The organism is Comamonas testosteroni (assembly GCF_030505195.1).
Lineage (GTDB): Bacteria > Pseudomonadota > Gammaproteobacteria > Burkholderiales > Burkholderiaceae_C > Comamonas > Comamonas testosteroni_G.
In genome coordinates this window covers 5160024-5180090 of record NZ_CP129672.1, presented here as the reverse complement: position 1 = coordinate 5180090, position 20067 = coordinate 5160024, and the positions used below count along the sequence as shown (strand labels likewise).

18 protein-coding genes are annotated in these 20067 nt (G+C 63.6%); 6 read left to right on the top strand and 12 right to left on the bottom strand.

The annotated features are described in order from the left end of the window. Window positions 1-91 precede the first annotated feature (91 nt). From QYQ99_RS23915 to QYQ99_RS23895, 5 genes are all read right to left on the bottom strand, one after another. Window positions 92-1009 carry a LysR family transcriptional regulator gene (locus QYQ99_RS23915; protein ID WP_291604164.1) on the bottom strand — a complete coding sequence of 306 codons (918 nt, stop codon included), beginning with the start codon at window positions 1007-1009 and terminating at the stop codon, window positions 92-94. An 838-nt stretch (window positions 1010-1847) separates the two neighbouring features. Next, window positions 1848-3011, bottom strand: a complete 1164-nt coding sequence (locus QYQ99_RS23910; RefSeq protein ID WP_302090321.1) for an acyl-CoA dehydrogenase family protein — start codon at window positions 3009-3011, stop codon at window positions 1848-1850. A gap of 83 nt (window positions 3012-3094) precedes the next feature. Continuing rightward, a complete protein-coding gene (locus QYQ99_RS23905) occupies window positions 3095-3487 on the bottom strand; it encodes a cupin domain-containing protein (RefSeq protein ID WP_302090320.1) in 393 nt (130 codons plus the stop codon). Next, entirely contained in the window at window positions 3472-4680 is a 1209-nt protein-coding gene (locus QYQ99_RS23900) for a CaiB/BaiF CoA transferase family protein (RefSeq protein ID WP_302093254.1), read from the bottom strand. The genes QYQ99_RS23905 and QYQ99_RS23900 overlap by 16 nt, the downstream gene beginning before the upstream one ends. Window positions 4681-4807: 127 nt before the next feature. Next, the gene (locus QYQ99_RS23895) at window positions 4808-5794 is read right to left on the bottom strand and encodes a Bug family tripartite tricarboxylate transporter substrate binding protein (RefSeq protein ID WP_302090319.1); all 987 of its coding nucleotides are present in this window, start codon (window positions 5792-5794) and stop codon (window positions 4808-4810) included. 464 nt (window positions 5795-6258) lie between these two features. On the opposite strand from QYQ99_RS23895, the gene QYQ99_RS23890 reads away from it, so the two are divergent. Continuing rightward, window positions 6259-6594 carry a cupin domain-containing protein gene (locus QYQ99_RS23890; RefSeq protein WP_291604154.1) on the top strand — a complete coding sequence of 112 codons (336 nt, stop codon included), beginning with the start codon at window positions 6259-6261 and terminating at the stop codon, window positions 6592-6594. Window positions 6595-6601: 7 nt separating this feature from the next. On the opposite strand, the gene QYQ99_RS23885 is transcribed toward QYQ99_RS23890, so the two are convergent. Next, complete coding sequence (locus QYQ99_RS23885) at window positions 6602-7393, bottom strand: hypothetical protein (protein ID WP_291604152.1); 792 nt, start codon at window positions 7391-7393, stop codon at window positions 6602-6604. 101 nt (window positions 7394-7494) lie between these two features. Next, on the bottom strand, window positions 7495-8982 hold the full coding sequence (locus QYQ99_RS23880; RefSeq protein WP_302090318.1) for a PLP-dependent aminotransferase family protein: 1488 nt from the start codon (window positions 8980-8982) through the stop codon (window positions 7495-7497). A gap of 134 nt (window positions 8983-9116) precedes the next feature. On the opposite strand from QYQ99_RS23880, the gene QYQ99_RS23875 reads away from it, so the two are divergent. Beyond that, the gene (locus QYQ99_RS23875) at window positions 9117-9734 is read left to right on the top strand and encodes a LysE family translocator (protein ID WP_291604148.1); all 618 of its coding nucleotides are present in this window, start codon (window positions 9117-9119) and stop codon (window positions 9732-9734) included. Window positions 9735-9743: 9 nt separating this feature from the next. Continuing rightward, entirely contained in the window at window positions 9744-10253 is a 510-nt protein-coding gene (locus QYQ99_RS23870) for a GNAT family N-acetyltransferase (protein WP_302090317.1), read from the top strand. Window positions 10254-10305: 52 nt separating this feature from the next. On the opposite strand, the gene mnmH is transcribed toward QYQ99_RS23870, so the two are convergent. The 3 genes from mnmH to QYQ99_RS23855 form a co-directional block, all read right to left on the bottom strand. Further along, window positions 10306-11361, bottom strand: coding sequence for a tRNA 2-selenouridine(34) synthase MnmH (mnmH, locus tag QYQ99_RS23865; protein WP_302090316.1), 1056 nt, complete (start codon window positions 11359-11361; stop codon window positions 10306-10308). A 397-nt stretch (window positions 11362-11758) separates the two neighbouring features. Beyond that, on the bottom strand, window positions 11759-13114 hold the full coding sequence (locus QYQ99_RS23860) for an alanine/glycine:cation symporter family protein (RefSeq protein WP_302090315.1): 1356 nt from the start codon (window positions 13112-13114) through the stop codon (window positions 11759-11761). A 253-nt stretch (window positions 13115-13367) separates the two neighbouring features. Then, complete coding sequence (locus QYQ99_RS23855) at window positions 13368-13910, bottom strand: retropepsin-like aspartic protease family protein (RefSeq protein ID WP_302090314.1); 543 nt, start codon at window positions 13908-13910, stop codon at window positions 13368-13370. A gap of 146 nt (window positions 13911-14056) precedes the next feature. Between QYQ99_RS23855 and QYQ99_RS23850 the strand changes: the two genes are divergently transcribed. Further along, window positions 14057-14827 carry a DsbA family protein gene (locus QYQ99_RS23850; protein ID WP_302090313.1) on the top strand — a complete coding sequence of 257 codons (771 nt, stop codon included), beginning with the start codon at window positions 14057-14059 and terminating at the stop codon, window positions 14825-14827. A 174-nt stretch (window positions 14828-15001) separates the two neighbouring features. On the opposite strand, the gene QYQ99_RS23845 is transcribed toward QYQ99_RS23850, so the two are convergent. Together QYQ99_RS23845 and icd are read right to left on the bottom strand one after the other, a co-directional pair. Continuing rightward, window positions 15002-17389 (bottom strand): membrane-bound PQQ-dependent dehydrogenase, glucose/quinate/shikimate family, encoded by a 2388-nt coding sequence (locus tag QYQ99_RS23845; RefSeq protein WP_302090312.1) that lies wholly within the window; start codon window positions 17387-17389, stop codon window positions 15002-15004. A gap of 202 nt (window positions 17390-17591) precedes the next feature. Then, window positions 17592-18854 (bottom strand): NADP-dependent isocitrate dehydrogenase, encoded by a 1263-nt coding sequence (icd, locus tag QYQ99_RS23840; protein ID WP_302090311.1) that lies wholly within the window; start codon window positions 18852-18854, stop codon window positions 17592-17594. 229 nt (window positions 18855-19083) lie between these two features. On the opposite strand from icd, the gene QYQ99_RS23835 reads away from it, so the two are divergent. Both QYQ99_RS23835 and QYQ99_RS23830 read left to right on the top strand, forming a co-directional pair. Then, the gene (locus QYQ99_RS23835; RefSeq protein WP_302090310.1) at window positions 19084-19353 is read left to right on the top strand and encodes a hypothetical protein; all 270 of its coding nucleotides are present in this window, start codon (window positions 19084-19086) and stop codon (window positions 19351-19353) included. A gap of 191 nt (window positions 19354-19544) precedes the next feature. Then, window positions 19545-20054, top strand: a complete 510-nt coding sequence (locus tag QYQ99_RS23830) for a DUF192 domain-containing protein (protein ID WP_302090309.1) — start codon at window positions 19545-19547, stop codon at window positions 20052-20054. The last annotated feature ends 13 nt before the right edge of the window (window positions 20055-20067 follow it).

Below are 20067 nucleotides of genomic sequence, written 5' to 3'. Positions count from 1 at the left end.
AGGCATTGCCATTCTTGATGGCCGGGGAGCACCGGCCCTCATAGAACGGGTTTTCTCGTTGAGCAGCAAAAGAAGCGCCACAGCTCCGGGCTTAGCTACCTGCGGCTGGGAGTTCTGGCTGCCCGGCTTGCACCAGGCTCTGCACGCTGGCCACAAAGGCTTCGAGCACGGCCGGCATGCCCTGTGACCGCCAGGCCAGCACGGCCGGCGTGCTCACCCGGCTGCCGCGCAGTGCCGCAAAGCGCACGCCGTTCATGCCCACGGTCTGCATGCAGGCCGGCACCAGGGCCACGCCCTGACCGGCCGAGACCAGTGCCATGACGGTCAGCCACTGGCGCGCGGCATGGCGGGTATGCGGATGGATGCCGGCCTGCTGCAGACAGGCGATGACGTTGTCGTAATTGGCCGGGGCCACCTCGCGAGCGAACATGACAAAAGTGTCCTGGGCCAGTTCGCGCAGATCGATTTCGCCGCGCTCGGCCAGTGCATGATCGCTGGGCAGGCAGCAGACAAAAGCCTCCTCACCTATGGACAGCGTGCGTATATCGTCCTGTGGCACTCCGATGTTGAGAAAGCCGCAGTCAATCTGCCCCCTGGCAATGGCCTGCAGCTGATCGCGTGTTGACATCTCGTGCAGGCATAGCTCGACCAGCGGGCGCTCGGCGCGAAAGGCCCGGCAGAACCCAGGCACCTGCCGGTAGACCATGGACCCCGTGATGCCTATGTCCAGCCGCCCCTGCAGGCCCTGCGCCACGCCGCGCACCACCTCGGCCGCATGCTGAAGCTGAGCCAGCACCTTGCGCGCCTCGTGCAAAAAGGCTTCCCCGGCAGGCGTGAGCCTGACGTTCTTGGCGTCGCGCTCCATGAGCACCGTGCCCAGATCCTGCTCCAGCGTCTTGAGCGCCATGCTCAGCGGCGGCTGAGTGATGCACAGGCGCTGTGCGGCCCGGCCGAAGTGCAGCTCTTCGGCCAGAACCACAAAGTAACGCAGCAAATGGGTTTTCATCATGTTTCGCAAAGTTTGGCCAAGACCATACCCCATGCCGCAAGACACCGGGAGTTCGCGCCCGGCTGGCAGCAAACCCAGCCGTTCATTTGCTTCGACCTCCCTCTTCCGCCGTCAAGCCATTGCAACAAAAACCACATGCCAAATAAGCATCTAGCCCAATCACAGAAAGCGCAAGAAGCTATCAAAACAGCATCGCTTTGTCGCTTGCAACAGAGGCCTTGACGGCCACGCCGGGATTTCGCCCCGGCGGGCGACTCACTTTCTGTTGCCAGAAAGTAAGCAAAGAGCGCAACCCGACCATCTGCGTCCCTGCGCTTCGCTGCGGGCAAACCTGCGTCACGCCATTCAGGCTGCTCTGCCGCCCAACTCGCTGCGCGGCACGCCGCTTCGCTCAGACAGACGGCGGCAAGCCAGTTCACGATGCAACGCTGTCCTGCGGCAGCGTTGCCCGCATCCCGAACCGCGTGCCGCAGGCGCAGATAAACGGGTGGATACGGGCGGCCTGCAAGAATTGGGACGAGGCCGGTTGTTGGTCTTGCCCCTTGTGCCCACGCTGCCCGCAGGCGCAGCCGGCGGGACGGGGGCAGCAGGGGCCGGCTCTTTGCTTACTTTCTGGTGGTCCGGCACACCGGCGGAAGAAAGTAAGTCGGCTGGCGGGCCGAGACCCGCCCTCTGTCTAAAAAACAGGCATGTTGCCGAAGCAGGAATTCAAGCCAAATCAGCCTCTAACCCAATCACAGCAAGCGACAGAAGCCTGGCCGGATACGCCGAGATTTCGCCTCGGCCCGCCCTCTGCAAGCCGATCAAGCAGGTCATCTACCTCACTCGCCATCGCCGATCAATACGACTTGGGCAGGCCCAGCACCTTCTCGGCGATAAAGCACATGATGAGCTGCGGGCTCACGGGTGCCAGGCGCGGAATCCAGGACTCGCGCATATAGCGCTCCACATGGAATTCCTTGGCATAGCCCATGCCGCCGTGCGTGAAGATGGCGGTCTCGCAGGCCTTGGCGCAGGCTTCGGCGGCCAGGTACTTGGCGGCATTGGCCTCGGCGCCGCAGGGCAGGCCCTTGTCATAGAGGAAGGCAGCTTTCTGCACCATCAGGTGTGCAGCCTCCAGCCCCATCCAGGCCTGGGCCAGCGGGTGCTGCACGCCCTGGTTCTGGCCAATGGGCCGATCGAAGACCACGCGCTCGTTCGCATACTGGGTGGCACGCGCCAGGGCTGCACGGCCCAGGCCCACCGCTTCGGCCGCGATCAGGATGCGCTCGGGGTTGAGGCCGTGCAAGATGTACGTGAAGCCCTTGCCCTCCTCGCCGATGCGGTCCTGCACCGGGATGCGCAGCCCGTCGATGAAGAGCTGATTGGTGTCCACGCATTTGCGCCCCATCTTCTCGATCTCGGTCACGGCGATGCGGCTGCGGTCCAGGTCGGTGTAGAACAGCGACAGGCCCTCGGTGCCCTGGCACTCCTCCACGGGCCTGGTGCGAGCCAGCAGCAACATCTTGTTGGCCACCTGGGCCGTGGAGATGAAGACCTTCTGCCCATGCACCACATAGACATCGCCGTCGCGCACGGCACGGGTCTGCAGCTTGAGGGTGTTGAGCCCGGCATTGGGCTCGGTCACGCCGAAGCAGGCCTTGTCCCGACCCGCAATCAGCGGCGGCAGCCAGCGCCGTCTTTGCTCGTCGGTGCCGAAGACCACGGCCGGATGCAGGCCGAAGATATTCATGTGCACGGCCGAAGCGCCCGACAGGCCCGCACCCGTGGCCGATATGGTGTGCATCATCAGCGCCGCTTCGGTGATGCCAAGACCTGCGCCGCCGAATTCCTCGGGCATGGCAATGCCCAGCCAGCCGGCCTCGGCCAGGGCCTGGTGGAAGTCGAGCGGAAAGCCGCCGTCCCTGTCCTTCTTCAGCCAGTAGTCATCGTCGAAAGGCGCGCAGGCGCGCTGCACGGCGTCCCGGATCTGTTCCTGCTCAGCGCTCCATAAAAAATCCATGGCGGCTTCTCTCTATCAGTTGAATTTCAATGAAATCCGCCTCAAACGCCCGTCTGACAAGCGCTATCAGCTATTGTTTTTAATCACTCAGGTCGGCGCACGCGCGCCGGGTTCTCGCCATAGGGCGGGCTGTAGAAGACCAGCAGACGCACGGGGGTGTCGCTGGTGACGCGAAACACATGCATGCAGTCCTCGGGGAAAAAGCAGGTATCGCCCGCCTGCATGGCAAAGCGCTCGCTCTGGCCCTGGCTTTGCACCTCCACCTCGGCAGAGCCTTCCAGCAGATAGCAGGCCTGCTCCATGCCCGGGTGGGCGTGCGGCAACGCACCGCCGCCTTTTTCCAGCGTTCCGAGCACCAACTCCATGTGCTGGGCACCGACATTGGCCTGGCTGACCAGGCGTCGGTTCACCGTGCCATGGTGGTTGGCGGGGCTGTAGCCCTGTACGTCCTGCTCGCGGATCAGATAGCGGGGCATGTCTCTGTCTCTCTTTGGTCGTTGGATGATGAAGCCTGCATGCAGCCACTGCTGGCCTGCAGTGCGGCGATCTGCGCCTCGCCAAGGCCTGCTTCGCGCAGCACCTGCAGCGTGTGCTGGCCCAGTTGCGGCGCAGCGCTGGCCTGGCGGCCCGGGGGCGTGGCGCTCCACTGCGTGGGATTGGCCGTGGTGCGCAGCCGCCCCTCGCTGGGATGCTCGATCTCGCGCACAAAGCCCGTGGCCGCATGGTGGGGGTCGGCCAGCAAGTCCTCGGGCGAGGCCATGGGCATATTCGGCACGTCGGCCGCATCGAGCAGCGCGCGCCACTCGGCCGTGCTGCGCTCGCGCATCAGGCTCGCCACCTCGGCATAGACCGCATCGATATTCGCTGCGCGCTGGCCGTGGGAGGCGAACATGGGCTCGCGCATGCGCTCGCCCTGGCCTATGGCCTGGAAGAAGCTATGCCAGTGCTTGTCGTTGTAGATCAGCACGCACAGATGGCCGTCGCTGGTGCGGTAGGGCTTGCGATGGCGCGTCAGCAGCCGCGCATAGCCGGCATCGCCCAGCGGCGGCTCGAAGCTCAGCCCGGCCATGTGATCGCCCAAAATGAACTGCGTCATGGCCTCGAACATGGGCACGACCACCGCCTGGCCCAGGCCGCTCTTCTCGCGCGCATACAGCGCTGCCGTGACCGCATAGACCGCATGCAGGCCGGTGACCCGGTCGCCCAGCGTCATGGGCGCATAGGACGGCTCGCCGCCGCCGTACTGCTGGGCCAGCCAGGGCACGCCGGTCGCCCCCTGGATCAGGTCGTCGTAGGCCGGCTTGGCCGCATAGGGGCCGGCCTGGTCGAAGCCGCAGCAGCTCACATGGATCAGGCGCGGATGGCTCTGCTCCAGCGTCTGCCAGTCCAGACCCAGTCTGGCCATGGCCTGGGGCCGTACATTGCTGATGAAGACGTCGGCATCGATCAGCAGCTGCAGCAGCGCCTGGCGCGCGGCGGCCTGCTTGAGATCCAGCACCACGGAGCGCTTGCCCTGGTTGGCCTGCAAAAAAATGGGGCCCATGCCGGGGTTGCGCATGGGGCCTACATGGCGCATGTTGTCGCCCTCGGGCGACTCGACCTTGATCACATCGGCGCCCAGGGCGGCCAGAATCTGCGTGGCAAACGGCCCCATGATCACCGAGGTCATGTCCACGATCCTGACGCCGGCCAGGGGACCGGCTGAAGTACCCGCTGACGGGCCTGCTGTGTGGCCCGCTGTATGACCTGCTGTATGACCCGCAGCCTGGCGGCTTTCGCTGTGCATGCTCGTCATCTCACTGCGCCTCGATACCGGCCTGCTTGACCAGCTGCCCCCATTTGGCGAGCTGCTCCTTCACATAGATCGCGAACTCGTCGGGCGTGGCCGTGGGCCAGACTTCGAAGCCGACCTGGGCCAGTTGCTCCTGCACGGCCTTGTCCTTGAGGATGAGCTGCAGCTCGCTGTTGATGCGCTCGGCTATGGCCTTGGGCATGCCGGCCGGGCCGAAGATGCCGTTCCACGAGGTGATGTCGAAGCCCGGCAGCGTCTTGCCGATGGCCGGCACATGGGGCAGCAGCTGCGAGCCCTTGGCCGCAGTCACGCCCAGGGTGCGCACGCGCTCGGTCTTGAGCGTGCCCCAGGCCGAGCCCAGGTCGGCCACATACATCTGGATCTGGTTGCCCATCACATCGGTCAGCGCCTGCGGGCTTGACTTGTAGGGCACACCGGTGATCTGCGTACCCGTGATGTATTTGAAGGTTTCCGAGGCCACCAGCGAGGTGCTGTTGGGCGTGCCGTAGGAGAGCTTGTCCGGATGCGACTTGGCATAGGTAATCAGCTCGGCCACGGTCTTGGCCGGCACCGAGGGATGAACCACCAGCGCAAACGGCAGCTCGCCCACGCGCGCCACGGGCGTGAAGTCCTTGATGGGGTCGTACTTGAGTCCCTTGACCAGCCAGGGATTGGCCGAATGCGAGGTATTGGTGGTCATGAAAAGCGTATAGCCATCCGGCTTGGCCTTGACCACGTGCACGGCCGCAATCTGGGCATTGGCCCCGGCCCGGTTGTCCACCACCACGGCTTGCTTGAGCCGCTCGCCCAGCTTGTTGGCCACCACGCGTGCCACCGCATCGGTGCCGCTGCCCGCAGCAAACGGAACCACCAGCGTGATGGGGGCAGTGGGATAGCTCTCCTGAGCCAGCGCCGTCCCCGCAAGGCCCATGCTCATGGTGGCTGCCAGGCCTGCGCTCGCACAGGCGCGCAGTAAAAATCGCTTGTTCATGCTTGTCTCCTTGTTCAGGCTGCGGCACCTGTATCCGATGCCTGCACTGCATGCTGAAGCGTTCAATCATTCAAGTCCAATTGTTTAAATCGCATGAATGATTCGATTTGCGAATCGTTAAGTCCAACCAGGCATTCGCAGCCGCTGCGCACGGCGCTTCGCCTGCCTCTCTGCACGGCTAAATGAGCCGGATTTGTGCCTGCGTCATTCGATCCTGCTGAAACGCTGGGCTGCAGAGTTCGCGACAGCGGGCTTCAGCCCCATGCCTGCCGAGAATCTATGGCTCTTGGCATGACAGCTGCCAGTCGAGCACGGGCCTCGGCGATACGCGCCAAAAAGCGCTGATGAACAACGAAACAAGGTGATAAGGCCTGATGCCCTACAGCACTGTCACAAAACGGTGATTGAACTTGGGCCCCACTCGGGGGAGAATGCCTTATTACCGCTTTCGCTCAGGTGCTGTCATGGACCATATCCACTCCACGCCCACCCACCAAGCTCTGGATGTCGCTCCTTACGGAGCCAGGCTTTCTGCCGCTCACTCGAGCGTGCTCTTCAAGGCGGAAGATCTGGAAGTCATTCGCGTCGTGCTGCGCTCGGGACAGTCGCTGCCGCCGCATCGCGTGCCTGGCAGCGTCAGCCTGCAATGCCTGGAGGGTCGACTCGAAGTTCTCATCGGCCAGACCGTGCATGAACTGGGCCCCAAGCAACTCATGCATCTGCCAGCCAATATGCCCCATGCCGTGCGTGCCATGGAAGACTCGTCCGCGATTGCCACCATCGTGCTCTGTGACGCCTGAAGAGTTTCTACCGAACGGGCAAAAACTGCATGAACGGGCCGGCAAGCAGTCCCTGTGCATAGCCGATGACGGAGCGACGGTAGCGCTCGGTGGTGTAATCCGCCACCAGATCCAGCCGGCCGATGATCTTTCCCATCTCACGCTCGAAGCTCAGATTGCGCCCCTCCTGCGCTATCTGATTCGATAGCAGCAAGGGCTTTCCATCGGGCGCTTTACGGGAGTTGAGAATCCAGTTGGCAATTTCCAGATTGCGCGCTGCATTGAAGATATGCTGCGGCTCCAGCCCGTCGATCAGCGTGAAGCTGGTTCGCCCGCCATGCGCGGTGATCAGCATATCGGCTGCGGCATGGACGAACGCCGCGACCCGGTCCCCTGCAAACTCGGGCTGCAAGGCCAGGGACAACGCCGCCACGTCACGCTTGTCCTGCAGCTCATGCCAGGGCTGGCGCTCCATGACGGCAATACGCACATAGGTCATGGCCGCTTCGCGGCTGGAGGCGGTCTTTTTCCATTCGACGGGGTTGCGGCGGTAGAGCTTGTCCATGATGAGAAACAGGCTCTCCAGATTCTCCTTCATGGCCAGCGTCGCCATGCGGTTGCTGTCGGACTGAAGCAGCTCGCGCGAGTGAAAGTCCTCGCCCTTTACTTCGCCATGATTCGTGGGGGCGCTGGAACAAGCGGCCAGAGCGCACAGCACCAGCCCGGACAGCAGCCACCGCCCCGTGCGCGAGCCACCGCGCAGAGGATCGCGCGTGCAGTGGCCTGCGGCGGCATGGGGCAAAGCTCGTGCTGCTGTCATGCTACCAACATAACAGCAGATGCTGCTGGGTCAGTCACGTCACAGGCGCGCGATTGTTATCAATCGTGAACAAAGCCCGGGCCCGCGCACTGCTCAGGACGCTACTGGCGCAGCTGCCTGAGGATCTGCTCCAGCACCTTCCATGGCTCGGTATGGTCGGCCATCGCCACGGGCACGCGCAGCTTGCTGCTGGTTGCCTGCTGCGGCGAAAACAGCAGGCCCGGCGCCAGCAGCAGATTGCTCAGCGCCGCCTGACGCGCCAGCACCTCGGTATCCACGCCGCAGTCGACCCAGGCAAAAGTGCCGGCCACGGGTTCGTACTCCGCATGGCAGCCCAGCGCTTCGAGCTTGCGCAGACAGCGCCCTCGCGCGCGATCCACCCGCTCGCGCAGCCGGTCCACATGCTTGCGAAAGGAACCGTCAGCCAGAATATGGTGCACGATCTGCTCCGCCGGCAGCGAAGAGGTCAGGCCCGCCAGCAGCTTCATGTCGGTCAGGCGGTGCACATACTCGGGTTTGGCCGCGATATAGCCCACGCGCAGGCCGCCCGACAAGGTCTTGGAGTAGCCCCCCACCAGAATCACGCGCTGCAATCTGTCCATAGCCGCCAGTCGCAGCGGCATCGCGCCCAGGAATTCGGCATAGGTGTCATCCTCGACCAGCAGGAAATCATGGCGCTCGGCAATGCGCAGCACCTCGTGGGCCACACCGGCAGACAGGCTCAGCCCCGTGGGGTTGTGCACCGCCGTGTTGAGGATGAAGAGCTTGGGCTTGTGGCTCTGGGCCAGCGATGCCAGAGCCACCACATCGGGCCCGCCGGGCAGGCGCGGCACGCCGACGACGTTCACGCCCATGTACTTGAGCCGCCCGAAGATCAGAAACCAGGCCGGGTCCTCGACCAGCACGGTATCGCCGGGCTTGAGAAAGCAGCGCACGACCAGGTCCAGGCCATGGGTCACGCCGCCCACCGTCATGAGGTTGGCCTCGGGGTGGGCCGGCACCTCCTGGGCCTGCAGATTCGAGGCTATCTGCAGGCGCAATGGCAGAAAACCCTGTGGATGGCCGTAGCTGAGAAAGCTCTGCTCGGCCCGCGCATTGTTACGGGTGATGGCGCGCATGGCGCCTGTGATCAGGCCTTGATCCATCCAGCTCGAAGGCAGGCAACCTGCGCCCCCGGTGCCCGCGCTGTCATCGCGAAAAATGCCGCGCAGCAGATAAGCGGTGTCGAAGTCCGCCGGCTGCGCCGAGGCGGCAGCCACGGCGGCAGGCTCCATCACGCGGCGCTGGGCCGCCACATAAAAACCGCTGCCGCGCCGCGATTGCACCAGACCCTGGGCAGCCAGCTTGTCGTAGGCCTGGACCACGGTGTCGCGGCTGACACCTGCGCTTTGCGCCAACGCCCGCACCGAAGGCAGGCGCACGCCCACACGCAGGCCATGATTGCGGATCAGCCCGCCGAAATGCTCGACCAACTGCTCCACCAGGCCTGCCGCACTGGAGCGCATGGGCTGCCAGCCCAGGGATGCCGTAGCGGCCACAGGCAAGGCTGCCGCAGTCGCTGTCCCGCCGTCGATCTGTGCATCCAGCATGAAGCGCTTTCTCAAAGTGTCAGGTCAATTAGAGCAGGCCAGCTCATGAACTGGCCTGCAAAAGTGTACTGATGGTGTACTGATTCAAGCTTTTAGTATAGAGGCACAACGCTTATGCAGCCCCAAGGTTTGCCATGTCATTTCTGCCTGAATCCTCTGCCTTCATCCTGCCTCTGGCCATGTTTGCCTTTGTCAGCTCCGTCACGCCCGGCCCCAACAATGTGATGCTGACGGCCTCTGGGGCCACTTTCGGCTACCGCCGCAGCGTGCCGCATATGCTGGGCATCTGTCTGGGCGTGGTCATCATGGTGCTGCTGATCGGCGCGGGCCTGGGCCAACTGTTCGAGGCCGAGCCACGCATCTACACCCTGCTCAAATATGTGGGCGCAGCCTATCTGATCTGGCTGGCATGGAAGATCGCCCGTGCCGGCGGCGTGGACCAGGGCCAGTCGGGTAGCCGTCCGTTCAGCTTCTGGCAGGCAGCTGCCTTCCAGTGGGTCAATCCCAAGGCCTGGATCATGGCCGTGGGCGTGGTAGCAACCTACACGCCGCGCGAAGGTTTTTTTGTCAACCTGATGCTGTCGGCCCTGGTGCTGGGCCTGGTCAACTACCCCAGCATCAGCGTCTGGACCCTGTTCGGCAGCACCGTGGGGCGCGCACTGCGCACTCCACAGGCCCTGCGCATGTTCAACGGCGTGATGGCCGGTTTGCTGCTGCTGTCGCTGGTGCCCATTTTTGCCGAGCATGTCTAAACTCGGCCCATGCAATATGACATACGCCAGCTGACCGAGTCCGACCTTTGCAGTTATCGCGCCCTGCGCCTGCAGGCTCTGACCGAATGCCCCGCAGCCTTCGGTGCCACGCCCGCGACCGAGCAGGCACTCGGCGATACGCAACTGCTGAGCCGCTTCAGCGGCGCCCAGGGTCAGGCCATGTGGGGAGGCTTTGATGCAGACGGCAGACTCTGCGCCAGCCTGGGCCTGTATCGCGACCATGGGGAGAAGACCGCGCACAAAGGCCATCTCTTTGCCATGTACGTGGCTGCACCGGCCCGAGGCCATGGCCTGGCCTGCCGCCTGCTGGAGACTGCTGTTGAGCACGGCAGAGCGCTGAACTTGCGACAGCTGATGCTGGGCTGCAATGCCGGCAACGGCAACGCACTGCGCTTGTATGAGCAGGCAGGTTTTCGCGAATATGGGCGGGAGCCCGCGGCCTTGTACGTTGACGGCGAGTATTTCGACGAGGTGCTGATGGTGATGAAGCTGGACTAGTGCGCACCGCACCGGCCCATTTCAGCTGGCAGGTTTGAACAGGCAGTCCGCCTCAGCGCGCCTGCAGTGCAATGATCTGCTGCGCCAGAGCGGCGATGGCCTCCTCCGATAGCTGGTCTGTCTCCAGAACCTGGCGCCGGGGCCATTGCTCGAAGTGATTTGACTGGGAGCGCTCGTAGTGCGGGTCGTAGTGCCTGAGCATCAGCTCTTCGAACAGCGCAGGCAGCTCCCCTTCCCGAGCCCATTGCTGCCAGCGGCTCACGGTCTCCTTGCCCTGCAGCTCCTTGAGCCAGCCCAGCTTGGTGGCCAGCACTTCGGGATCGTCGCCCAGGTAGGCATAGTCGCGCAGCAGATAGGAAAGGCGTGCGGCCGCCGTTGCACGCACTTCGATGACCGGAGCCTTGTGCAGATGCTGCACCAGTACCAGCGGCAGGCCGACGCGGCCGATCTTGGCGCTCTCGCCTTCCAGATAGACGGGACGCGAGAGATCGAAGCTCTCCAGCTGCTCGGCAATCAGGGTCTCGAAACGTTTCTGGCTGGGTTGCTCGATGCCGGGCAGGCCGCCCAGCAAGGAGCCCTTGTGGCTGGCATAGCCCTCCAGGTCCAGCACCTGCTCGCCGCTTTGGGCCAGCGCGTGCAGCACGCGGGTCTTGGCCGAGCCGGTGGCGCCGCACAGCACGCGCATCTGCAGCTGCGGCACCAGGCTTTCAAGCTGCGCGATCACATGGCCGCGAAACGCCTTGTAGCCGCCGGCCAGCTGCTGTGCATCCCAGCCGACCAGACGCAGCCAGGTCACCATGGAGCCGCTGCGCAGGCCGCCGCGCCAGCAATAGACCAGGGGCTTCCAGTTCGCAGGCTTGTCGGCAAAGGTTTCGCGCAGATGGCGTGCCAGATTGGCCGACACATAGGCCGCCCCCAGACGCTTGGCCTCAAAAGGGCTGACCTGCTTGTAGATGGTGCCGATCTCGGCGCGCTCGGCATTGCTCAGTACCGGACAGTTGATGGAGCCGGGGATATGGTCAAGCTCAAACTCGGCGGGCGAGCGGGCATCGATCAAGGCATCAAACTGGTGACGTTCGGGAACGCGAACGGGCTGGCGGTGGGACACGGCAGACTATCCATGGCTGCGCCTGACGGCCTGCATGGCTGCCGGGCAATGGCGTGTGGTCGGGCGCAAAGCGGGAATCGCGACAACGCGGCGATTCGACCTGAGGCTCGGCAACATGAAAAACCTGCAGTCTCATCTCAAGATGAAGCCGGCAGGCCACGAAGCAAGGGCGTGGATCGAGCCTCGATACGCACAACGGCTGCAGCAAGATTGCCCGCAACAGTCATTCCCTGTGTGGGGCGTATTTTCGCAGATATGCGGGGCTGCTTCAGCCACCGCCCCAAAACAGCACAGGGCGCAGCTGCTTGCACAACTGCGCCCTGTGTGAGGTGAGGTGAGGTCAGCTCAGCTCAAGCTCAAGCACTGATGCGTCAAGTGCCTGAAGCCGGCGAAATGATCAGGCCTGATTATCCTGGCGCGCAAAGTATTCGCGCGTGAGCTGCACGATCACGGGCGAGAGCAGCAGCAGCGAGATCAGATTGGGAATCGCCATCAGCGCATTCAGCGTATCGGCAACCAGCCAGGCAAAGTCCAGCGTGGCCACCGCCCCCACAAAGGCGCTGATGGTCCAGAAGATGCGGAAGGGCTTTTCACAGACGGTGCCCACCAGATAGGTCCAGCATTTTTCACCGTAATAGGCCCAGCCCAGAATCGTGGTGAAGGCAAATACCGACAGCGAAACGGCCAGCACATATTTGCCCACGCCGGGCATGGCGGCCTCAAAGCTCTGGGTGGACAGAACGGCCCCGGTAGCGCCAGAGTTCCAGACGCCGCTGACCACGATGGCCAGCCCGGTCATGGTGCAGACGATGATGGTGTCGATGAAAGTACCCATCATGCCTACCAGCCCCGAAAACACGGGGTCGCGCGTGGCACCGGCAGCCTGGGCGATGCCGGCCGTGCCCAGGCCCGCTTCGTTGGAAAAAATGCCGCGCGCTACGCCCATGCGAATGGCCATCAGCACCGTGGAGCCCAAAAAGCCACCCGTGGCCGCCGTGGGGTTGAAGGCCTGCTCGAAGATCAGTGCAAAAGCAGCCGGAATGCGGTCGAAGTACACGCCCAGCACATAGAGCACGCAGATCACATAGGTCACGCACATGGCAGGCACCAGCTTTTCGGCCACCGCGCCGATGCGGGTGATGCCCCCCAGCACCACTGCGCCGGTAAGCACGGCCAGGCCCAGGCCCGTGATCCAGTTCTCCAGACCGAAAGCCGTGTGCATGGCCGATGCAATACCGTTGGACTGCACCATGGAGCCGATGCCGAAACCGGCCAGACCGCCAAAGATGGCAAACAGCGTACCCAGCCATTTCCACTTGCTGCCCAGGCCGTTCTTGATGGCGTACATCGGGCCGCCCACCCACTGGCCGTGGTCGTTTTTCTCGCGGTACTTCACCGCCAGCACCACCTCGCCATACTTGGTGGCCATGCCCAGCAACGCCGTCATCCACATCCAGAACAGTGCGCCCGGGCCGCCCACGGCAATGGCCGTGGCCACGCCGGCAATATTGCCTGTGCCCACTGTGGCCGACAGTGCCGTCATCAGCGCAGCATAGGGCGTGATGTCGCCATCGGCCTTGTCGCCGGGACGGCGGCTGCGCCAGATCATGCGAAAGCCGCGCACGATGTTGCGCAGCGGCATGAAGCCCAGGCGGATCTGCAGATAAAAGCCCGTGCCGAGAATCAGCACGATCATGGGAACGCCCCAGACAATATCGTTGAGGGCTTTGAAGAGTTGGGTTAACCAGTCCATTGAGTGTCGTCTGCCGCAGCCAGCTTTCGCCTGCGGTCCATTGAATGGCAACAGTCCCGGAACATGTCTTTCACCCATGAGCGGCAAGTGCAGCAACCGCAACAGGCCCGTGTGAGGCCCGCGCACAGTGCACTATTCCTGTTTGCCGGTTGGCAAAGCGCCCTACTTTAATCCAGTCTGCGATCGCTTTTGGGCTGCTGCGGCCGATGACTCGCTCAAGTGCGCAAAATCACGGCCAGTGTCTTGGCTGCACTCACTTGCGCGGGCGCAGCAGCATTTCATCGCCGCTCATCTGCACATCGAAGAAGCGCAGAAAGTTCTGGCCCAGCAAGGCGTCGTCGCTATCGTCGCCCGTATAGCCCGTACCCACGCGCACGTCGCGCACACGCACGCTGGCGATGCGGACCTCGTCGGCGGTGACGATGCGGCCGTCACGTTCGCCGTTGGCCGTGCGAAAACGCACTTTCTCGCCTCCCTCCAGGCCGGCACGCTCGGCCAGCGCATCGGTCACGCTGACCGAGGTGGCCCCGGTATCGACCAAAAAGGTGACGGGCTGGTCGTTGACATAGCCCTTGACGCGGAAATGCCCATCCAGGCCGCGCTCTATGCGCACCGTGCCGTCAGCCATGACCTTGGCCTGGGCCGGCTTGAGAAAATGCTGCATGGCCAGATACATCACGGCCATGACCACCAGCCAGAACAGCAGAAACAGCACGGTGCTGCGCCGTGCCACGGATTGCGGGGAGGGCTCGGACTCTGGCGAGGGCTGGGGCGGCGGCGTGACATTCAGGCGCATGGACAGGCAAGGTAGCGAAGGACAATGCAGCCATTTTGCCAAGACCGGCGCCAAGGTCATCGCCCGCGTTGCGCAACGGCAGCCCCCGGCAGCGCTTACATTGAAGCTTGTTTGCAAAATCCACCGACCTTGCTGGTCGCCCAACCATGAACACATCCCAGCTGCCCGCTCTGGTGCTGCACTATATTTTCGATCCCCTGTGCGGCTGGTGCTATGCCGCCGCCCCGCTGGTCAAGGCCGCGCGCGAAGTGCCCGGCATCGAGGTTCAATGGCATGCCGGCGGCATGCTGACCGGAGCCCACACGCGCACCATCACTGCGGACTGGCGTGACAAAGTCATGCCCAGCGACCAGCGCATTGCCGAGATGACGGGCCAGCCTTTTGGCGATGCCTATCTCAACGGTCTGCTCAATGACATCGGCGCGCCGCTGGACTCCGAGCCCCCGACCACAGCCCTGCTGGCCGCCCAAGCGCTGGCCGGCAAGGGCCTGGAGATGCTGGCTGCCGAGCAAAAAGCCCATTACGTGGAAGGCCGCCGCATCAGCGAGCCCGCCGTGCTGCGTGAGCTGGCGGCCGGTATCGGCCTGGACAGCGCAGCCTATGACGCGGCCTACGCCGAGCAAAGCGGTGCGGCCACCGCGCAGCATATTGCCGACAGCCGCCAATGGCTGGGCATGGTGCAGGGCCAGGGCTTCCCCACCCTGGCGCTGGAGTTCGACCACCCCGAGCAGGCCGGCCAGCGCGCCGTGCAGCGCGTCGAGATCGGCGAATGGCTGGGCGATGTCGACGGCTGGAAGCAGCAGTTGGCCGCCTGGGCCGAGCAGATTGCCGAGCTCAACCAGCAGCAGGCCGGCGACACTGACACCAGTGGCGACCCCAGCTGCGGCCCCGACGGCTGCGAGCTGCCACCGCGCTGAGTGGCATGGCCTGCGCGGCAGAAACTCCTTTATTCATAGCTTGCAGCGCTTGCCAATAAAAGAACTCAGACACTTTTCCATCTAAGATCCTTATATATCAAGCGCAAGCAGCTATCATTTTAGAATCTCGCTGCCGCATTGCAGCCCCGCTGCCGGCGGCTGCACACCCCGTCGCTACTGCGGCAGTGCATAGGCGATCACATAGTCGCCGCGCTTGGGCGACTGGCGCGCACCGCCGGCAGTGATCACCACATACTGCCTGCCGGTTCTGGGCGAGACATAGCTCATCGGCCCGCCCTGGCTGCCCACGGGCAGGCGCGAGCGCCAGATCTCCTTGCCGTTGGCGCTGTCGAAGGCGCGCAGATAAAAGTCCTGAGTCCCTGTGAAGAACAGCAGCCCCGACTTGGTGACCATGGAGGGGCCCAGCGTGGGCATGCCGATGGGAATTGGCAGCCACAGGGGAATGCCCAGAGGACCGGTGTCACGCACCGTGCCCACGGGCACCTGCCATTTGATCTGGCGCGACTTCAGATCCACCGCCGTCATGGTGCCGAAGGGCGGCTTCTGGCAGGGAATGCCCAGCGGCGACAGAAAGCGCTGACGCATGGCGCCGAACGGAGTGCCCTCCTGGGGCACGGCCCCCATCTCGATGCCGCTGGCGCCGGGCTTCATATCGGCGCGCGCAATCATGTAGTTCGCCAGACCCAGGCGCATATCGTTGACGAACATGGTCTGGCTGATCGGGTCTACGGAGACGCTGCCCCAGTTCATGCCGCCCAGCGAGCCCGGAAACTGCAGCGTCGGCCCCATGCCTGGCGGCGTGAACACGCCTTGATGCTGCATGTCCTTGAAGGCAATGCGGCACAGCAGCTGATCGAAGGGTGTGGCCCCCCACATATCGGACTCCTTGAGGGTCTGATTGCCGATATTGGGCATGCCAGTGGAATGCGGCTGGGTGGGCGCATAGCGCTCGCCGGGCACATGGCCTTGCGGCACGGGCAGCTCCTGCACCTCTGCCAAAGGCTCGCCACTCTCGCGGTTGAGCATGAAGATCATGCCCTGCTTGGTCACCTGCAGCAGCGCGGGGTCCACCCCGCCCTGGGCATTGGGCACATCGACCAAAGCGGGCTGGGACGGGATGTCGAAGTCCCACAGATCGTGGTGCACGGTCTGGTAGAGCCAGCGCGGCTTGCCGGTCCTGATATCCATGGCCACGATGGCGGAGCTGTTCTTCTCCATCTCCGCAGTGCGCTGGGCCGCATAGAAGTCCGGCGTCGCATTGCCCGTACCCAGATAGGCCAGCCCCAATCTGGCGTCATAGGACATGCCGCCCCAGACATTGGGCGAGTTGCGCGTATAGGTCTGCCCCTGCGGCGGCTGCCCGGTGATGTCGGGATTGCCCGGGTCCCAGGCCCAGACCAGCTTGCCGCTATGCACATCAAAGGCACGCACCACGCCCGAGGGCTCGTCGGTCGAGAAATTGTCGGCCACGCGGCCGCCCACGATCACCAGGTTCTCGGCCACCAGCGGCGCCGAGGTCTGCTGATACCAGCCCTGCTTGACCTCGCCCATGCCCTGGGTCAGATCCAGCACACCGTCCTTGCCGAAGTCGGTGCATGGCTTGCCGGAGTCGGGGTCCAGCGCCACCAGGCGTGCATCGATGGTGGGCACAAACAGCCGACGCCTGCAGCCGGGCGCAACCTCTGCGGGCTTGCCGAGTGCGCCCGAGGCCTTGATGGCGGCCTCGTTGCCATCGAAGTAACCCAGACCTCTGCAGCGCTGCCAGTTGGGTGACTTGGCCTCGGGGTCGAATTTCCATTTCTCCTCGCCCGTGTCCACATCCAGCGCCAGCACCTTGCCGTAGGCCGTGCAGACATACAGGCGGTCCCCGATCTGCTGCGGCGTGTTCTGATCTTCGGCACCCGAGCCCGTGCTCTGGGGCACATCGCCGGTGCGGGCCGTCCAGGCCACGGCCAGCTTGTCGATATTGTTGCGGCTGATCTGCTCAAGGGCCGCAAAACGCTGGCCTGCCGGACCTTGCCCCCAATCCGTCCAGTCCGAAGGCTTGAGCTCCATGGAGCTGACCGAGGGCACCTCGGTGACCTCGGGGGCCATCACGCCCTTGGGCGAGAAGGCACTGACGGCCGTCGCGACGATGCCCAGGCCCAGCACCACCACCGACACTGCGGCCCCCAGGCGTCCGTAGTCGTTCATGACCAGCTTGCCCGCCTCAAGCTGTGCATAGCCCAGGGCCACCAGCAGGCCCAGCACGGCAAACACCATCAGGCGCGAGACCAGCGGCCAGAACTCCCAGCCCGCATCCCACCAGGCCCATACCAGGGTCAACACAAAGGCCAGCGCATAGACATGGGCTCCGGCCCTGCGCCGCGCCAACAGGAGTGCTGCCGATGTCAGCAGCGCCAGCCCCATCAGCACAAAGTACCAGCTGCCTCCCTTGCCCAGCAGCACACCGCCGCCGATGGTCATGAACAAGCCCATCAGCAGCATCAGAAACGCCACTGCAAGCCAGTACCAGCGCCCGTCATTGGAGGAAGGAGCCATAGCCTCACCTGAAATTAATTGCCATTTGTGTATTGCACGCTTTAAAGCCGATACACATCGACATACTTTCGAGGCTTTGCACGCCAGCCCCAGGACTACAAGCGCCAGGCCGCCGGCATAAAAAACCGCACCGTGGAGACGGTGCGGCCGCTGAGAAAGCAGTGCCGGCAGCTGCTGCAAGCTGCCGGGCAGACCGCACAGCTCAGTCCATCATCGAGATCACCACATCCCCGAAGCCCGAGCAGGACACCTGGGTCGCTCCGTCCATCAGGCGAGCGAAGTCATAGGTCACATGCTTGCTCTGGATGGCTTTTTCCAGCGACTCGACGATCAGATCCGCTGCCTCGCGCCAGCCCATATGACGCAGCATCATCTCGGCGCAGAGAATCATGGAGCCGGGGTTCACATAATCCTTGCCCGCATAGCGCGGTGCCGTGCCGTGGGTGGCTTCGAAGCAGGCAATGCTCTCCGACAGATTGGCACCGGGAGCAATGCCGATGCCGCCCACCTGCGCGGCCAGCGCATCCGAGATGTAGTCGCCGTTGAGGTTGAGCGTGGCCACCACCGAATACTCGGCCGGGCGCATCAGAATCTGCTGCAAGAAGGCGTCGGTGATCGAGTCCTTGATGATGATGTCCTTGCCCGTCTTCGGGTGCTTGATGCGGCACCAGGGGCCGCCGTCGATCAGCTCGGCGGCGAACTCGCGCTGCGCCAGCGCGTAGCCCCAGTCACGGAAGGCGCCTTCCGTGTACTTCATGATGTTGCCCTTGTGAACCAGGGTCACGCTGGGCTTGTTGTTGTCGATGGCGTACTGGATGGCCTTGCGCACCAGGCGCTCAGTGCCCTCGCGCGAGACGGGCTTGATGCCGATGCCCGAGGTTTCGGGAAAGCGGATCTTGTTGGCGCCCAATTCCTTGGCCAGGAAGTCGATGAGCTTTTTCGCCTTCTCGCTGCCGGCCGCGTATTCGATGCCCGCGTAGATGTCCTCCGAGTTCTCGCGGAAGATCACCATATTTGTCTTCTCGGGCTCCTTGAGCGGCGAAGGCACGCCCTTGAAGTACTGCACGGGACGCAGACAGACATACAGATCCAGCTCCTGGCGCAGTGCCACGTTCAGCGAGCGGATGCCGCCGCCCACGGGCGTGGTCAGCGGGCCCTTGATGGACACGGCATAGTCGCGCACGGCAGCCACGGTTTCCTCGGGCAGCCAGACATCGGGGCCGTAGACGCGCGTGGCCTTCTCGCCCGCATACACCTCCATCCAGGCAATCTTGCGCTGCCCGCCGTAGACCTTGGCAACGGCAGCGTCAGCCACCTTGCGCATCACCGGCGTCACATCAACACCGACACCATCGCCCTCAATGAACGGAATGATGGGCTGATCGGGAACGTTCAGCGTCTTGTCCGCATTGACGGTGATTTTCTCGCCCTGCGACGGTACCTGGATGTGCTGGGAAGCGCTCATGCTCTGGAATCTCCTAGTCCTTGATGGTGTGCGTCGGCGCACCTTGCTGGTGCATTTTGCATATGACCGAATTCTGACATCACTACACCGCACAAATTCTAAGAAACTACCGGTAAATACCTGTCAACGCCGGCACAGCAAGGCCGTTGAAAGACTGTGAGGCGCAGATGGCCTGCGCTGAACAAACCCTGAAACCAGGCATTGCCGCATCTTGAGGAAATTGGCACACATGAAAAAACTACTCGCTGTCCTGATTGCCGGTACGTTCGCCGCTGGCGCATTCGCTCAAGCCGCTGCACCTGCGAAACCTGCCACCCCCGCTGCCCCAGCCGCAGCCACCGCACCTGCGGCCATGCCGGCCGCAGCAGCACCTGCCGCCCCCGCTGCGGCGCCCGCTGCAGCACCGGCCCCCGCAGCCAAGCATGCCAAGTCCATGCACAAGCCTGCCAAGTCGCACGCCAAGCACACCACCAAGAAAGCTGCCAAGCCCGCTGCCTGACGAGCGCTAAAGGCCGCACCGGCACGGGATCCGGAACCTGAGGTGTCGCACCCGCTGCCGACAAGCGCGAAAAGCCCGCAGAATTCAGATTTCTGCGGGCTTTGTGGTTTGTGGCATGCGGGTTTCAGGCGACATTCAGCCCCAATGCCTTAGGCTGTCGGCTTTCGACTCTTTTTTGGCATGCAAGGCTTATGAAGAACTTCTCCAGCCAAACCTCTGACTCACGCCAATGCGGCTGGCGTGCGCGCACCATGTTGCTAGCCGCAGCGGCCCTGTTCGGACTGCTGGGCACCGCACCGGCAATGGCCGGCGATCAAGGTCAGCCCCAGATGAATCTGCGCCGCATCGACCTGACGGCCGGTATGTACCGCATCGACACCCAGCTGGCCGTCACGCCGCAGCAACGCGAGATTGGTCTCATGTTCCGCAAGGAGATGCCGCAGCAAGAAGGCATGCTCTTTGTCTTCGAAGTACCCGGCGTGCAGTGCTTCTGGATGCGCAACACCATCCTGCCCCTGACAGCGGCCTTTGTGGCCGATGACGGCACCATCGTCAATCTGGCCGACATGAAACCCATGAGCGAAGACTCTCACTGCTCGGCCAAGCCCGTGCGCTACGTGCTGGAGATGAACCAGGGCTGGTTTACCAAGCGCGGCATCAAGGCAGGCACCAAGCTGGGCGGCGCGCCCTTCAATCGCTAAGCGCCGCCAGCAT

Excerpts from the sequence above, each read along its gene's own strand:
- QYQ99_RS23850 (WP_302090313.1), top strand. The coding sequence starts at position 14,057 with ATGAACACATCCCAGCTGCCCGCTCTGGTGCTGCACTATATTTTCGAT.
- QYQ99_RS23885 (WP_291604152.1), bottom strand. The coding sequence starts at position 7,393 with ATGACAGCAGCACGAGCTTTGCCCCATGCCGCCGCAGGCCACTGCACG.
- icd (WP_302090311.1), bottom strand. The coding sequence starts at position 18,854 with ATGAGCGCTTCCCAGCACATCCAGGTACCGTCGCAGGGCGAGAAAATC.
- QYQ99_RS23900 (WP_302093254.1), bottom strand. The coding sequence starts at position 4,680 with ATGACCTCGGTGATCATGGGGCCGTTTGCCACGCAGATTCTGGCCGCC.
- QYQ99_RS23875 (WP_291604148.1), top strand. The coding sequence starts at position 9,117 with ATGTCATTTCTGCCTGAATCCTCTGCCTTCATCCTGCCTCTGGCCATG.
- QYQ99_RS23895 (WP_302090319.1), bottom strand. The coding sequence starts at position 5,794 with ATGAACAAGCGATTTTTACTGCGCGCCTGTGCGAGCGCAGGCCTGGCA.
- QYQ99_RS23830 (WP_302090309.1), top strand. The coding sequence starts at position 19,545 with ATGAAGAACTTCTCCAGCCAAACCTCTGACTCACGCCAATGCGGCTGG.
- QYQ99_RS23835 (WP_302090310.1), top strand. The coding sequence starts at position 19,084 with ATGAAAAAACTACTCGCTGTCCTGATTGCCGGTACGTTCGCCGCTGGC.
- QYQ99_RS23910 (WP_302090321.1), bottom strand. The coding sequence starts at position 3,011 with ATGGATTTTTTATGGAGCGCTGAGCAGGAACAGATCCGGGACGCCGTG.
- QYQ99_RS23915 (WP_291604164.1), bottom strand. The coding sequence starts at position 1,009 with ATGATGAAAACCCATTTGCTGCGTTACTTTGTGGTTCTGGCCGAAGAG.
- QYQ99_RS23870 (WP_302090317.1), top strand. The coding sequence starts at position 9,744 with ATGCAATATGACATACGCCAGCTGACCGAGTCCGACCTTTGCAGTTAT.
- QYQ99_RS23890 (WP_291604154.1), top strand. The coding sequence starts at position 6,259 with ATGGACCATATCCACTCCACGCCCACCCACCAAGCTCTGGATGTCGCT.
- QYQ99_RS23860 (WP_302090315.1), bottom strand. The coding sequence starts at position 13,114 with ATGGACTGGTTAACCCAACTCTTCAAAGCCCTCAACGATATTGTCTGG.
- QYQ99_RS23880 (WP_302090318.1), bottom strand. The coding sequence starts at position 8,982 with ATGCTGGATGCACAGATCGACGGCGGGACAGCGACTGCGGCAGCCTTG.
- QYQ99_RS23855 (WP_302090314.1), bottom strand. The coding sequence starts at position 13,910 with ATGCGCCTGAATGTCACGCCGCCGCCCCAGCCCTCGCCAGAGTCCGAG.
- QYQ99_RS23845 (WP_302090312.1), bottom strand. The coding sequence starts at position 17,389 with ATGGCTCCTTCCTCCAATGACGGGCGCTGGTACTGGCTTGCAGTGGCG.
- QYQ99_RS23905 (WP_302090320.1), bottom strand. The coding sequence starts at position 3,487 with ATGCCCCGCTATCTGATCCGCGAGCAGGACGTACAGGGCTACAGCCCC.